Genomic DNA, 15,204 nt, shown 5'->3' on the forward strand with positions numbered 1-15,204 from the left:
CCACGTATCCTGAACCGGTGACGACGATCAGCGAGGCAGTGACCTACGTCAAGGGACACGGCACACAGAACGACTTCGTGGTGCTCACCGACCCGGCGGTCGACCTCGATCTGACCGTCGATTTCGTCGCTGCGGTCTGCGATCGGCAACGCGGTGTGGGCGCCGACGGCATGCTGCGCGTCGCGCGGGCGGTGGCACTGGTGCGCGCCGGCGTGATCGACGAGCTACCAGCCGACGTCGAACCCGACGACTGGTTCATGGACTATCGCAATGCCGACGGTTCCATCGCGGAGATGTGCGGCAACGGGGTGCGCGTGTTCGCGCACTACCTACGGGCGAGCGGACTGGTCGACTCCGACGAGTTCACCGTCGGCTCACGAGCCGGTGCGCGACCGGTGGTGGTGCATTCGTTCGACGAGCTGCACGCCGACGTCAGTGTGCAGATGGGCCCGGTCACGATGGGTGCCGATGCCACCGTGCGCATCGGTGACGACCTCTACCCGGGAGTCGCCGTCGACGTCGGCAACCCGCATCTGGCCTGCGTGGTCCCCGACATGTCGGTGGACGACCTCGGTGCTGTCGACTTCTCCACAGGTGTCCTGCTGCCCGACGACATGTTCCCGCACGGCGCGAACGTCGAACTGCTCACCGCACCCGACGGCGGTGCGGATCACCTGCACGCGACGATGCGTGTCTTCGAACGCGGCGTCGGGGAGACGAGGAGCTGCGGGACCGGCTTGGTCGCGGCTGCGGCGGCTGCGCTGCGCTCGCTCGACCGTGACGCGGGCGAGATGGTCATCGACGTGCCCGGAGGGCGGGCGTCGATCACTCTCGCGAACGGTCGGGCAACCCTGCGAGGACCTTCTGCTCTCGTCGCCGACGGCCGGCTGCGCGCGGGGTGGTACCGCGTCGACTGAGCATGCGGACAGCCCCGGCAGGTCCACGATCTGCGGTGCGTCGAAATATCCGCGTGCCCGAACAGGGGTGGGCGTGACACCATGGATGGTGTATGACCGAAACATCACCACAGGTAAATGACCTGCACGACACCAGTCCCGTCGGCGCGAGTTCTCCCGCGATCGACCTCTTCCACGATCTGATCGATCCCGATGCCCTCCCGGCCGGTGAGCATCCGGGCGACGAACACGAGCGCGCGAACACCCCCACGGCGGGCGAACTCGCCCTGTCCGACCGCGCATCGCTGCAGCGTGTGGCGGGACTGTCCACCGAACTCACCGACGTCACCGAGGTCGAGTACCGCCAGTTGCGCCTCGAGCGCGTGGTTCTCGTCGGGGTCTGGACCGAGGGCACCGCGGCGGCGGCACGCGCGAACATGGAGGAGTTGGCCGCACTCGCCGAGACCGCCGGTTCAGCGGTCCTCGAAGCGGTGATCCAACGCCGCTCCTCGCCCGACCCCGCGACCTACATCGGTTCCGGCAAGGCTCAGGAACTGCGGGACGTGGTCGCCGACACCGGCGCCGACACCGTCATCTGCGACGGCGAGCTCACACCTGCGCAGTTGACCGCGCTGGAGAAGGTCGTCAAGGTCAAGGTGATCGATCGCACCGCGCTCATCCTCGACATCTTCGCCCAGCATGCGAGTTCCCGGGAGGGCAAGGCCCAGGTGGCCCTCGCCCAGATGGAGTACATGCTGCCGCGACTACGTGGCTGGGGCGAGTCGATGTCACGCCAGGCCGGCGGCCGCGCCGGCAGCAACGGCGGTGTGGGTCTTCGCGGTCCGGGCGAGACGAAGATCGAGACCGATCGACGTCGAATCCGCGAACGAATGGCCAAGCTACGCCGCCAGATTCGCGAGATGCGCACCGCGCGGGTGACCAAGAGATCTGCGCGCCTGCGAGGTTCGGTCCCGCGCATCGCCGTTGCCGGGTACACCAACGCGGGCAAGTCGAGTCTGGTGAACGCGATGACCGGGTCGGGCGTGCTCGTGCAGGATGCGCTGTTCGCGACCCTCGATCCGACGACGCGTCGCGCGACCCTCGACGACGGCCGCGAACTGGTCTTCACCGACACCGTCGGATTCGTCCGGCATCTACCGACACAGCTCGTCGAGGCGTTTCGTTCGACGCTCGAGGAGGTCGTCGACGCTGATCTCGTGCTGCACGTCGTCGACGGCAGTGATCCGTTCCCCGCCGAACAGATCACAGCGGTTCGTCGGGTGATCAACGACGTGGTGGCCGAGGAAGGGGTCGCACCGCCCCCGGAGTTGCTGGTGATCAACAAGATCGACGCGATCGACGCATCGCGACTGACCGAACTGCGCGCCATGCTCGGCGCCGGCGGCAGCACACACGGGCCCAATTCCGCAGGCGTGGTGTTCGTGTCGGCCCGCACAGGCGAGGGCTTGCCGGAGTTGTTCGAGACCGTCCGCGAGTTCGTCGGCCGCGACGACGTCGAACTCGTCGTCGACATTCCGTTCACCCGTGGCGATCTGGTGTCGCGGATCCACCGGGAGGGCGAGGTGCTGTCCACAGACCACAGCACCGAGGGCACTCGGATGCGTGTCCGTGTGCCCTCGGCGCTGGCGGGTGAGTTGGCCTCGCTGGCCGAGTAGTGCTACTCGGCGTCGAGGTCGGCCGCGACGAGCTTCGCGATCGCGTCGAGCGTCGCCTGATCGTCGGATTCGACCACGACAGCAGTGCCCTTCTCGGCGCCGAGCGTCATGATCATCAACGCTGAACCGGCGTCGACAGGTTCGCCGCCGACGATCGAGAGCGTGACGGGTGTACCCGCGTCGGCGACGGCCTCGGCGATGATGGTTGCGGGCCGCGCGTGCAGTCCGACGGCTGATCCGACCTCGACGGTGGTGCTTGGCATGAGGTGCTCCTTTGCAGGTGTTCTCGGGTGATGACTGAGTAGTGGTTGACGAGTGCGGATGAGGATCAGGCTGTGACGGTCTCGAGCTGGGGTGCTGCCGAGCGCTCGGTGTGCGACTTGCCGAACTGCTTGGCGGCCACGACACAGACCGTGCCGAGCACCGTACCCGCAGCAAGCGCTGCGAGGAAGAGCAGCCAGTGGTTCATCGTGAAGAAGACGAAGATGCCGCCGTGCGGGGCACGTTGTGTGACACCGAACGCCATGATCAGTGCGCCCGCGAGTGCGCCACCGGCCATCATCGACGGGATCACGCGGACCGGGTCCTTGGCGGCGAACGGAATGGCTCCCTCGGAGATGAACGCTGCGCCGAGGAACCATGCGGCCTTGCCGTTCTCACGCTCGGGGTCGGTGAACAGACCGGGACGCACGACGGTGGCCAACGCCATCGCCAGCGGCGGGACCATTCCCGCACACATCACGGCAGCCATGATCTCGAGCTGCGGCGTGTCGCCGATCGCGAGGCCCGTGGTGGCGAACAGGTAGGCGGCCTTGTTGACCGGCCCGCCGAGGTCGAAGCACATCATCAGGCCCAGGACGATGCCGAGCACGATCTTGGAGCTGCCGTTCATGCTGTTGAGGCCATCGGTGAGCTGAGTGGTGACCCAGGCCAGCGGCTTACCGAGGAGCATGAACATCAAGCCACCGACGATGAGGCTGCCGAACAACGGGATGATGATCACAGGTTGTAGCCCCTTTGCCCACTGCGGCAACGGAAGTCGCGAGATCGCGAGGCACACTGCGCCGGCGATCAGGCCGCCGATCAGGCCACCGATGAAGCTGGCGCCCACCGCAACCGAGACCAGACCGGCCACGAAACCGGGTGCGATACCGGGACGGTCGGCGATCGCGAAGGAGATGTAACCGGCGAGCACCGGCACCAGCATGCTCATGGCGAGGGCGCCTATCGCGAAACTGACGCCGCCGAGATACTGACCGAGTCCGCCCGCGGGCAGATCCCACAGACTGTTGTGCAGCGCGATGTAGGCGCCGTCGGAGAGCGTCTTGCTCGAATCGAGCGTCTTGTTGGCGATCTGGTAGCCGGCCAGCAGGAACCCGAGCGCGATCAGCAGTCCGCCCGCTGCGACGAACGGGATCATGTAACTGACACCGGTCATCAGTGCCTGCTGGATCTTCTTACCGAGCGACAGACTCGACGACGAGCCCTCGCCGGTTGTGCCGTCGTCGGCCGCGCCCTCGACGCGCGAGGCGTGTGGATTGTGCGAGGCCTCGACCGCTTCGGCGATCATCGCGTCGGGTTCGTTGATCGCACGCTTGACCCCGGACTCGATCACAGGCTTGCCGTGGAAGCGGCTCTTGCCCTTCACGCCGACGTCGGTGGCGAAGATGACCGCGTCGGCACCGGCGATGACGTCCGGTGTGAACGGGGTGCTACCCGAGGAACCCTGGGGTTCGACGTGGAAGTCGACGCCCGCGCGCTCTGCTGCGTACTTGAGCGCGTCCGCTGCCATGTAGGTGTGCGCGATTCCGGTGGGACAGGCGGTGATCGCCACGATCGAGGGACGCTTCTGCGCACCGGAGCCCGAGGTCGGGGCGGCGGCCGCGGTGACGCCCGTCGTCGCGGAGGCCGTACCTGCGGCGGCACTCGCGGAGCCGGGGGTTGCGGATGCCGTGGCGGCGGGGGCCGGATTGATGGCTTCGTCCACGAGCTCGACGACGCGCTCATCACTGGGGGCCTCACGGAGCGCCGCCACGAAGTCGGGCCGTACGAGTGCACGAGCGAGTGAACTCAGCAACTTCATGTGGTCGGCTGCCGCGCCCTCGGGTGCGGCGATCAGGAAGACCAGATCCGCAGGACCGTCGGGAGCGCCGAAGTCGACCTTGTTCGCCAGTCGGGCGAACGCGAGGCTCGCGGTGGCGACCGATGCGGCGCGGGCGTGGGGGATCGCGATGCCGCCGGGCAGTCCCGTTGCCGATTTGGCTTCACGGGCGAGTGCCGCGCGGGCGAGCTCCGACGGATCGGTCGTGCGCCCGGCGTCGCCGAGGTCCTCGGCAAGGAACGTGATGACGGCGGCGGGATCATTGCCCGCGTCGACATCGAGATTCACCGTGTTGACGGTGATGATCTTGTCGGACATTGGATTTCCTTCGATCTTTCTGTGGGTCCGGTGACGAGTCGTTCCGGTGTTGGTCGGGGAGTCGGTCGTTGTTGTGGTCGTGGGGTCGAGGTCGCCCGACCCGCGATGGGTGAGGGCGGTGTCACTGGATCGGGGCAGCTCCTGACAGTTCGACGACGGCGACTGAGTCGGTGTCGATGAGCGCGGGGTGCGGCGGCTGCGTTCCTGCCAGGGATGCGGCCGCGGCACCGTAGGCGACCGCCGAGCGCAGGCGGTCGGGTTCGGTGGCACCGCTCGACTCCGCGATGAGGTAGCCGGCGAGGGAGGCGTCACCCGCACCGACGGTGCTGCGCGGCACGATGGGTGGCGGTGTGGCCAACCAACTGCCCGTCTGACTCGTGAGCACAGCACCGGCTGCCCCCAGCGTGGCGAGCACCGAACCCTGTGTCCTGGCGATCAATTCGCGAGACGCTGCGACCACCGGGCAGAAATCACGCGCTGCGATCGCTCTGGCGAGTTCGGCTGCATCTGCGCCGATGACCTCGGCGAGCTCTTCGTCGTTCGGCTTGATCAGGTCGACGGGCCCCGACGTCGCGGCGCCCAGCGGTGCTCCGGAGGTGTCGATGGCGACCCGGCACCCGTTCGCGACGAGGCGATCGGCGATGGTGCGATACCAGTCGTCGGGAACCCCCGGCGGAAGCGAGCCGCACAGCGCGATCCACGACGCATCGGCCGCGCAGGCGAGGATGAGTGCTGTGAGTTCGTTGAGTTCTGCGGGCCCGAGCGCGTTGCCGGGCGCATTGATCTTCGTCGTCGTCCCGTCGGCCTCGGCCACTGTGACGTTGTTGCGCACGTCGCCGTCGATGTCGATCGTGCGGTAGGGCAGAGCGACGGCATCGAGAGCGCTGAGCAGTGGATCGCCCGCATGGGCGGGCAGTACCGCCACGGTCGCGATGCCCGAGCCCGCCACCACACGGGAGACATTGACCCCTTTGCCGCCCGGCTCCGCCCGTGCGCTCACGCTGCGCTGGACCTCACCCCGTAGCAACGGGCCGGAGATCTCCAGCGTTCGATCGAGACTGGGATTGGCTGTGACCGTGAGGATCATGCGATCACGACCTCGATGCCGCGTGCCGAGAGCGCTGCGGAGAACTCAGGATCGATGCCGTCGTCGGTGATCAGCACGTCGACGTCGTCGAGTGACGCGAAGGAGCTGAAGTCGTCCCGGTTCATCTTCGACGAATCGGCGAGCACGACGACGCGTTGTGCTGCGGCGATGATGGCAGTCTTGACCGCGGCCTCCTCGACATCGGGGGTCGACAGTCCGTGGGCCTCGCTGATCCCGTTCGTGCCGACGAAGGCCACCGATGCCCGCATCCGGCTCAGCGCGGCGACGGTGTCGGCGCCGACCGCGGCCTGGGTGAGCCCGCGAACCCGACCACCGACCATGAGCAGCGTGGCCCGCTCGTGCGCTGTGAGCGCCTGTCCGAGCTGCAGGCTGGTGGAGATCACCGTCAGTCTGCGGTCTGCGGGTAGGAGTTTCGCAGCCTGGTACGTGGTGGTGCCCGCGTCGAAGATCACCGATCCTCCGTCGGAGGGCAGGAATCTCATGGCAGCGCGCGCTATCGACGCCTTCTCCTCGGTATGGGCGGACTCGCGTTGGTCGAGCCCCAGCTCATCGAGAACCTCGACCGCTCCTGCCTTGACCGCACCCCCGTGGACGCGCTGCAGGCTGCCGGCGCGTTCGAGCACGGCCAGATCGCGACGCACCGTCTCGCTGGTCACCTCGAACCTGTCGGCCAACGCGGTCACGGAGGCGCGGCCGTGCGTGCGCACCTGATCCGCTATTGCCCGCTGTCGCTCTTCGGCGTACACCTGTCGTCTCCGATCTGTGGTGTGGCTCTCACGTCGGAAGCCCGGCTGTGAGTTTCTGTTGTTTTCGATGTTGATATATCTGGTTTTACGCCCGACTGTGTTGACAAGTCAAGCGTTTGGAGTAACTTTGATCACAGAACATGTCGGCAGTGAGCACCACTCACCCGGCAGATGGGCCCGGAAGGCGGTAGTCACACATGGAGAATCACTTGGTATCGGACGATCGGGTCTCAATGAATGGACAGGGAGAGCTGACGGGAACCCCCGTCGTCGCGGGATACGCCTACGGCCCCGCGCTGTGGCCAGGTGGCCGCGTCGAACACGACGATCGGCTACTCGGGGCCGACCGAACTCTCGCCGACGAGGAACGCGGCGCCGAGGCCGACAGGCTGGCGGCCGCCGCCGCAACGGTGGCGGGCCGACTGCGCAACCGCGCGTCGCACGCGTCGGGCGCCGCGGCAGAGGTGCTGAATGCGACCGCCGGTCTGGCCGAGGACAGGGGATGGATAGGCGCGGCCAACAAGCTCGTCGCCGCCGGTACACCGGCACCCGCGGCAGTCGTCGCCGCGACGCAGACCTTCGCCGAGATGTTCGCCAAACTCGGTGGGCTGATGGCCGAACGCATCACCGACCTCAACGATGTGCGAGACCGCATCGTCGCTGAACTCCTCGGCGAGCCCGAGCCGGGAATCCCGACCCCCACGCAACCATCGGTCCTGCTCTCCGACGATCTCGCTCCCGCCGACACCGCGGGCCTCGACCCGACGGTCATCGTCGGCCTCGTCACACGGCTGGGCGGGCCGACGAGCCATACGGCGATCATCGCGAGGCAACTGGGTATCCCGTGCGTGGTCGCCGTGGCCGGACTCGGTGAGATCACCTCCGGTACAGAGGTGTTGATCGACGGGGCAGCGGGCTCGGTTGTCGTCGAACCCGATCCCGCCTCGGCTCGGGAACTCGTCGAGCGTGGCGCTGCAGAGGCTGCGCTGGTCGCCGCGTGGAGTGGACCCGGGCGGACCGCCGACGGCGTCGACGTGGCGATCCTCGCGAATGTCGCCGACGGCGCGTCGGCGCGAAGCGCTGCAGATGCGCCGGTCGAGGGGATCGGGTTGTTCCGCACCGAGTTGGCGTTTCTCGACCGGGGCGACGAGCCGAGCGTCGACGAGCAGACGCGACTCTATCGCGACGTGCTCGATGCGTTCGATGGCCAGAAGGTCGTCATCAGGACGCTGGATGCGGGTTCGGACAAACCGTTGGCGTTCATCGAGCACCCCGACGAGGCGAATCCAGCTCTCGGGGTGCGGGGCAACCGGATCGCCGCGGATCATCCCGAGATCGTGCGCGGACAGCTCGATGCGATTGCACGCGCCGCGACCGAAACGGGGTCGCGGCCCTGGGTGATGGCGCCCATGATCGCCACCGCCGCGGAGGCTGCACAGTTCGCGGGCATGGTGCGCGAACGTGGTCTGACTGCCGGCGTGATGATCGAGATCCCCGCAGCGGCGATCCTCGCTCGGGCGATCCTGGCCGAGGTCGACTTCGTGTCGATCGGAACCAACGACCTGACGCAGTACACGATGGCCGCCGACCGCATGTCCGCGGAACTGGCCGAACTGACCGATCCGTGGCAACCCGCCGTGCTCGCGTTGATCGCGCAGGTCGCTGATGCCGGGGCAGAGCTGAACAAGCCCGTGGGAGTCTGCGGTGAGGCAGCGGCCGATCCGGCGTTGGCGTGCGTGCTCGTCGGACTCGGTGTCACCTCGTTGTCGGCTGCTCCGGCCGCAACGCCTGCGGTGGGAGCAAAGCTGTCGACGGTGACACTCGACCAGTGTCGGGCAGCGGCCGCTGCAGTACTCCAGACCACGAGCCCGACTCTCGCCCGCCGCGCTGCCGCCGAGCACCTCGACGACTGAGGAGCGCCACGCGATGATCGACGGGCGTCAGACCCGTCGCATCACCGTCACGACCTTGCCGAGGATGGCGGCGTCGTCGCCGGGGATCGGATCGAAGAGCGGATTGTGCGGCATCAGCCACACGTGTCCGTCCTTGCGCTTGAAGGTCTTCACTGTCGCCTCGCCGTCGATCATCGCCGCGACGATGTCGCCGTTGTCGGCGACGTTCTGCTGACGAACCACCACCCAGTCTCCGTCGCAGATGGCGGCATCGATCATCGATTCGCCGACCACCCGGAGCAGGAACAGTGAGCCCTCGCCGACGAGTTCGCGCGGCAGCGGGAACACATCTTCGACCGCTTCCTCCGCGAGGATCGGCCCGCCGGCCGCGATGCGTCCGAGAACCGGAACGAAGGTGGGCGTGGGGAGATCTCCGTTGACCGCGTCCGAGTGCATCGCGTCAGGAGCCTCGGAGACGTTCACCGCACGGGGGCGGTTGGCATCACGCTTGAGGAGACCCTTGCGTTCGAGCGTGCGCAGCTGGTGGGCGACCGAGGAGGTCGACGTGAGGCCGACGGCATCGCCGATCTCACGAATGCTGGGCGGATAGCCGCGTTCGCGCACCGACTTGCGGATCACGTCGAGAACGCCGCGTTGCCGATCGGTCAGTGATGCCTCGGCGGCAGCCGGATCGATCTGCGGTTCGGCATCACCCCCACTCTTCTTGGCGGCGACGCCGCGACCGCTGCCTTTCGGCGCCGACGGGCCGCGCCGTGACTTCTCTGTCATCGAATCCGTCCTTTCCGGATGTGTGCTGTGGTCGGGGTACCGCTGCTCGGGAATCGGCTCGGTCGTGTCGAGACCGGTCCGCGGTGCATCATCTGGCGCCGAGACTATCCGAGGCCTCCGACAACATCAAACATTTGTTCGACGTGTCGCACGACTTTGTCAGACCCCCGTGATAGAACTCGAACATCCGTTCATCGAACGCATGATCGAGCACTGGAGGTAGCGATGACCACCCTGTTGAGCCCCCTGGACGCCCGCCCGGAGTCCTCTCTGCAGACCCCCCTGACAACCCCGCCGGCCCCGATCACGGTCACGGCCAGGGCCACGTCCGCGTTCGCGCCGACGCCCGTGCGGACGTCCGCGCGTCGTGCCGCGCCTCGACGAGTGTCGACGGGCCATGGTGTGACCACCGACCGGGCGGCGCGGGGGACGGGCCGAAACTCCCACGCGGGCGTTGCGCCTCGGAATCGTCCTGCGCAGGCAGCGGTGACCGCACGCCCGGTCGGCACTCGCTGTGCCGGCGGAGTCGGCGAGTTGACCGCCGCTCCTCGTCGGCGGGCGACGCTGTTGGCGGTGCTCGCAGGCGTCGGACTCGCACTGACCGTCTGGGTCGTCGGTGTCGTCGGTGCCGACTACCAGCGCGCCACCACGCCGACAGCGACGTCGACGCAGGTCGTGCACGTGCGTGCGGGCGATTCGCTGAGTTCGATCGCGCAGCGGGTCGCACCCGATGTAGCTCGCCAGACTGTGATCGACGAGATCGTCGATCTCAATGATCTGCCGTCGAGTGGCCTGCGCGTGGGGCAACCCCTGCTCACGCCGACCTATCGCTGAGAACAGGGCGGTATTCTCGATGCCACAGGGTCCAGTCGGAAACCGACACGGTCACCGCCTCGGTCTCGAGCCCGCCGGTCGTCTGACGATCGACCGGGTCGAGACCTGCGGAGCCGATGCGTCCCGAGATTTGCACGAGGACTACATGCGCTGCCCGTTTTGCAAGAACGAAGACACCAAGGTCGTCGATTCGCGTGTCGCCGACGAGGGACAGGCGATCCGACGCCGCCGCGCCTGCAGTGAATGTGGTCGCCGGTTCTCCACTGTGGAGAGTGCGGTGCTCGCCGTGGTGAAACGAAACGGGGTCACGGAGCCGTTCAGCAGGGAAAAGGTGATGCGCGGAGTCCGCCGCGCCTGTCAGGGACGACACGTGAACGAAGACGACCTGGCGCAACTGGCCCAGCAGGTCGAAGATGCGGTACGGGCGTCCGGTTCCGCCGAGATACCCAGCAACGAGGTCGGTTTGGCCATCCTCCGACCCCTTCGCGACCTCGACGAGGTGGCGTATCTGCGTTTCGCGTCGGTCTACCGTTCCTTCGACTCGCTTGACGACTTCCAGCGCGAGATCGACGACCTGCAGGGCACTCTCACCGGGTCGCGAAACACCGCGGACGACGACGCCGCACCGGGTGGCCCCGACGCCGACCACGCTGGTGCCACTCCCGACGATTCGAACGCGGCGACCTCCCCGGCCGCGGTGTCAGCTGAGGCGGTCCAGAGCTCGTAGAGCTCGCTTCTCCGAAATCGGGTAGGCGGTGCCCAGTTTCTGGGCGAAGAGACTCACCCGCAGTTCCTCGACGAGCCAGTGTGCTTCCTCGTTCACCACATCGCGCCTGGCCTCGGGAAGTTGGGCGAGGCGTTGGTTCCACCGTTCCGTGACACGGTCGATGGTGGCCAGTCCGTCCCGATCACGCGCCGCGGCAGCGGGAAGTTGCTCCAGTCGCTGGCGTGCACCCCTCAGATACCGCGGCACGTGTTGAAGGTGTTCACGGCCTGTGGCGAGGACGAATCCATCGAAGACGAGGTCGGCCAACTGTTCGGCGACGTCATCTGCCGCGACCTGGCCTGAGTGGCGGTCGATCTCAGCGCGCAGCGGTGCTATTTCACGGAAGACTGCAACAGCGAGCGCGAAGTAGTCGGGTGCTGCCGCGGCGACTCGGGAACGCAGCGTGGCGACGAGGTCGTCGAAGGCCGCCGGTGTACGTATCGATCCGAGGTCGGCTGCGGCAGGCGCGATGTCGCGGATAGCCCGTCGGGTGCAGTCCGAATACAGCGCGTCGGGTTTCTCGTATGGGCTCTGACTGAGCGCCAGTCTGTCCGACGGATCGAGTCCTGCGCTGATCTTGCGCGACAGCGGCGCGATGGCGTGATCGAGGAGTTCGATGACCGCGGCGCCCAGCTGTGCGCGCCGCTGGGCGTCGGTGGTGGCGAGTGTTCGTGCGACGCCCCGGGTGCCCTCCGGCCCGGCGACGACCTCGAGTGAGGGGTAGCGCGTGATCTGCTGCCCCGCAACGGTGGTGACGACAGAGTCGTCGAGCGTTCCGATCCCGTCCGCTGTCCACGACGAATAGGTGCGACGCGGCGCGGGCTGTGGGGAGTCGCCGTCGACACGGGTACGCAGTTCGGCGAGTGACTTACCGGTGGCTACCGACTCCTCCTTCTCGTCGATCACGACGAAATTCATCCGTAGGTATGCCGGAAGGCGTTCCGGTGCGAAGTCCTCCGGCGCGATCGGATGTCCGGTGATCGTCGACAACTCCCGGGCGAGGCCGACGGTCAATGGCTCTTTGCGCGGAGTGAGCCGCGACAGCGCGAGGTCGGCGAACCGCTGGGCGGGCGCCATCGTCTTTCGGATGGGCTTGGGCAGCGTTTTGATCAGCTCGGTCGCGAGTTCGCTGCGCATCCCCGGTACCAGCCAGTCGAAGCCCGCCGGGCGAACGTGGCGCAGTAGCGGACGTGGAATCAGCACCGACACACCGTCGTCCGGCGCGCCGGGCTCGAACCTGTACCGCAGGCGGTACCGGGTGTCGCCCTGCTGCCACGCTCCGGGATAGTCGGCGTCCGCGACGTGGACGTCTGCGGCCACGTCCTCTGGAGTCAGGTCGAGGAGTGTCGCATCGGATCTCCTCGCCTTCTTCCACCAGGTGTCGAAGTGACGCGCGGATGTGACCTCGGTGCCGATACGCTGATCGTAGAACTCGAACAGCTGGTCCTCGGTGATCACCACATCGCGGCGACGGGCACGGTGTTCGACTTCGGCGGCGTCGCTGAGAAGCGCTCGATTGCGTTCGAAGAACGCGTGATTCGTCTTCCAATCGCCTTCGACCAGGGCGTGTCGGATGAACATGTCGCGCGCGGCGGCCGGATCGATGGGGCCGTAGTCGACACGGCGTCGGGCCACCAGCGGAACGCCGTAGAGCGTGACCCGTTCGTAGGCCATGCTCGCGCCGCGCTTCGACGACCAGTGCGGTTCGCTGTGGGTGCGCTTGACCAGGTCACCTGCGAGTCGTTCGGCCCACAGCGGGTCGATGCCCGCCACGGTGTGCGCGAACAGCCGTGAGGTCTCCAGTATCTCGGCCGCCATCAGAAACGCGGGTGGTCGTTTGGACAGCGTCGACCCGGGGAAGATCATCAGGGTGGTGTTGCGCGCGCCGGTGTACTCGCGCCCCTCGGCGTTGCGCGCCGCGATGTTGCTCAGCAGACCGGCGAGTATCGCACGGTGGATCGAATCGGAATGCTGCGACGTCGCGCCGTCGTCGGACTCAACCGTCACCTCGACCGCCTGTGTCGACCACCCGAGGTCGTCGACGATGCGTCTCAGTTGCCGGTGCAGATCCTGCCACTCACGGATGCGCAGGTAGTGCAGGAATTCGCGCTCGCAGGTACGTCGGAACTGGTTGCCGGACAATTCCTGTCGCTTGTCCTGCAGATAGCGCCACAGACTCAGATACCCCAGGAAATCGGAACCGGGCACGACAAACCGCTTGTGTGCTGCGTCGGCGGCCTCGCGGTGATCTGCCGGACGCTCTCGGACATCGGGGATCGACAACGCGGCAGCGATCACGAGTACGTCGGCGAGACAACCGGATTCGTGCGCGGCGATGAGCATTCGCGCCACCCGCGGTTCGACAGGGATGCGTGACATCGTGCGTCCGACAGGTGTGAGGCGTGGGGTGGTGTCGGTCTTGTCGGTCGTCGTGATCGCACCGAGTTCGGTGAGAATGCCGATGCCGTCGCGGATGCCGCGCGCATCGGGCGGTTGCACGAACGGGAAGTCGGCGATGTTGCCGAGCTTCAGCGATGCCATCTGCAGGATGACCGAGGCGAGGTCGGTACGCAGTATCTCCGGGTCGGTGAACGCCTGCCGGGAATCGAAGTCGTCCTCGCTGTACAGGCGGATGCACGTGCCGGGTGCCACGCGGCCACATCTGCCGGCCCGCTGACGCGCGCTGGCCTGTGAGATCGGTTCGATCGGCAGCCGATGAACCTTGGTGCGTGCGGAGTATCGCGAGATGCGTGCGGTGCCGGTGTCGATGACGTAGCGGATGCCTGGGACGGTGAGCGAGGTCTCGGCGACGTTGGTGGACAACACGATCCGATTGCCCTGTGACGGCGTGAACACCTTCTGCTGTTCGGCGATCGACAAGCGCGCGTACAGCGGCACGATCTCGGCTCCGGCGGCGGCTCTCCGCCGCAGTGCGTCGGCGGCCTCCCTGATGTCGCGTTCGGTCGGCAGGAACACGAGGATGTCGCCGCCGCGTTGGGTTCGTCCCCACAGTTCGTCGATGGCGGCGTCGATGCCCTGGATCTGATCGAGATCCGCATGCTCGCCGCCCCCACGCTCGTCACCGGTGTCGGGGCCGTCGGAGGAGATCAGCGGGCGATAGCGGACTTCGACGGGGTAGGCGCGACCCGACACCTCGAGCACCGGGACTTCGGCATCCGGTGTGGTGAAATGCCGTGCGAAACGGTCGGGTTCGATGGTCGCGGAGGTGATGATGAGCTTCAGATCGGGGCGCCGGGGCAGGAGGCGGTGCAGATAGCCCAGGATGAAGTCGATGTTGAGACTTCGCTCGTGTGCTTCGTCGACAATGAGCGTGTCGTAGGCACGAAGCATCGGATCGGTGGCGATCTCACGCAGGAGGATGCCGTCGGTCATCACCTTCACCAGCGTGTCGGCACCGGACCGGTCGGAGAAGCGCACCGAGTACCCGATGGCGTCGCCGAGTTCGGTGTTCGTCTCGTCGGCGATGCGTCGCGCCACCGAACTGGCGGCGATACGGCGGGGCTGGGTGTGGCCGATGGCGCCGCGAACGCCGCGACCGAGTTCGAGGCAGATCTTCGGGAGCTGGGTGGTTTTGCCCGATCCGGTCTCGCCGGCGATCACGACGACCTGGTGGGCAGCGATGGCGGCTGCGATCTCATCGCGCGCCTCCGACACCGGCAGCTCGGGCGGGAACTCGAGTACCGGGACGGCGGCACGACGTCGCTCCACCCGACGTGCCGCCGCGTCGATGTCGCGGGACACCGAACGCACGCGGTCGTCGCTCGGAGATGCGCCGAGCTTGTCGATGCGACGTCGCAGACGATGTTGGTCGACGATGGTCAGGTCGGTGAGGCGTCGACGCAGAGAGCGCGGATCCGTCGGGGCGGAGTCCTCGGTTCTCGCGGGAGCCTCAGCTGGCCGATCGGGCCGTGGTTCAGGGGAGACGGACATGGTCATCTAAGGATATGGGTCACGAGCAGATCTGCTCCGCCCGGTGACCCGCGCGCTCTTGCCATTGGCGCGTACGCGCGGTGGCCGGGACCCTGGGTGCTCGAACAAAGCCCCCGGCGGGCATCAT

10 protein-coding genes and 1 pseudogene are annotated in these 15,204 nt (G+C 67.2%); 5 read left to right on the forward strand and 6 right to left on the reverse strand.

Features of this window, described 5'->3' with window-relative positions; all coding sequences use genetic code 11:
• Nucleotides 1-17 precede the first annotated feature (17 nt).
• Nucleotides 18-917 carry a diaminopimelate epimerase gene (dapF, locus tag GOOTI_RS08530; RefSeq protein ID WP_007238172.1) on the forward strand — a complete coding sequence of 300 codons (900 nt, stop codon included), beginning with the start codon at nt 18-20 and terminating at the stop codon, nt 915-917.
• 92 nt (nt 918-1,009) lie between these two features.
• Nucleotides 1,010-2,572 carry a GTPase HflX gene (gene hflX / locus GOOTI_RS08535; protein WP_007238173.1) on the forward strand — a complete coding sequence of 521 codons (1,563 nt, stop codon included), beginning with the start codon at nt 1,010-1,012 and terminating at the stop codon, nt 2,570-2,572.
• Between the two features lie 2 nt (nt 2,573-2,574).
• Here the strand turns inward: hflX and GOOTI_RS08540 are convergent, their stop codons facing one another.
• From GOOTI_RS08540 to GOOTI_RS08555, 4 genes are all read right to left on the reverse strand, one after another.
• Complete coding sequence (locus GOOTI_RS08540) at nt 2,575-2,835, reverse strand: HPr family phosphocarrier protein (protein WP_007238174.1); 261 nt, start codon at nt 2,833-2,835, stop codon at nt 2,575-2,577.
• A gap of 65 nt (nt 2,836-2,900) precedes the next feature.
• Complete coding sequence (locus tag GOOTI_RS08545; protein ID WP_007238175.1) at nt 2,901-4,991, reverse strand: PTS fructose transporter subunit IIABC; 2,091 nt, start codon at nt 4,989-4,991, stop codon at nt 2,901-2,903.
• 121 nt (nt 4,992-5,112) lie between these two features.
• A complete protein-coding gene (locus GOOTI_RS08550) occupies nt 5,113-6,078 on the reverse strand; it encodes a 1-phosphofructokinase family hexose kinase (protein ID WP_007238176.1) in 966 nt (321 codons plus the stop codon).
• Nucleotides 6,075-6,845 (reverse strand): DeoR/GlpR family DNA-binding transcription regulator, encoded by a 771-nt coding sequence (locus GOOTI_RS08555; protein ID WP_007238177.1) that lies wholly within the window; start codon nt 6,843-6,845, stop codon nt 6,075-6,077. Before GOOTI_RS08555 ends, GOOTI_RS08550 begins: the two co-directional genes overlap by 4 nt.
• Nucleotides 6,846-7,042: 197 nt before the next feature.
• On the opposite strand from GOOTI_RS08555, the gene ptsP reads away from it, so the two are divergent.
• A complete protein-coding gene (gene ptsP / locus GOOTI_RS08560; protein ID WP_007238178.1) occupies nt 7,043-8,758 on the forward strand; it encodes a phosphoenolpyruvate--protein phosphotransferase in 1,716 nt (571 codons plus the stop codon).
• 27 nt (nt 8,759-8,785) lie between these two features.
• Here the strand turns inward: ptsP and lexA are convergent, their stop codons facing one another.
• Nucleotides 8,786-9,433 carry a transcriptional repressor LexA gene (gene lexA, locus GOOTI_RS08565; protein ID WP_306302690.1) on the reverse strand — a complete coding sequence of 216 codons (648 nt, stop codon included), beginning with the start codon at nt 9,431-9,433 and terminating at the stop codon, nt 8,786-8,788.
• Nucleotides 9,434-9,751: 318 nt separating this feature from the next.
• Here lexA and GOOTI_RS26740 point away from each other — a divergent pair, with 318 nt between their 5' ends.
• Together GOOTI_RS26740 and nrdR are read left to right on the forward strand one after the other, a co-directional pair.
• Nucleotides 9,752-10,360, forward strand: a complete 609-nt coding sequence (locus GOOTI_RS26740; protein WP_233425452.1) for a LysM peptidoglycan-binding domain-containing protein — start codon at nt 9,752-9,754, stop codon at nt 10,358-10,360.
• Between the two features lie 145 nt (nt 10,361-10,505).
• A pseudogene (nrdR, locus tag GOOTI_RS26495) lies at nt 10,506-10,940 on the forward strand (transcriptional regulator NrdR); the annotation flags it as partial.
• Nucleotides 10,941-11,060: 120 nt separating this feature from the next.
• Here nrdR and hrpA read toward each other — a convergent pair.
• On the reverse strand, nt 11,061-15,077 hold the full coding sequence (gene hrpA / locus GOOTI_RS08580) for an ATP-dependent RNA helicase HrpA (protein WP_039993784.1): 4,017 nt from the start codon (nt 15,075-15,077) through the stop codon (nt 11,061-11,063).
• Nucleotides 15,078-15,204 lie beyond the last annotated feature (127 nt).

Origin of the sequence: Gordonia otitidis NBRC 100426 (assembly GCF_000248075.1) — a bacterium.
Classification (GTDB): Bacteria; Actinomycetota; Actinomycetes; order Mycobacteriales; family Mycobacteriaceae; genus Gordonia; species Gordonia otitidis.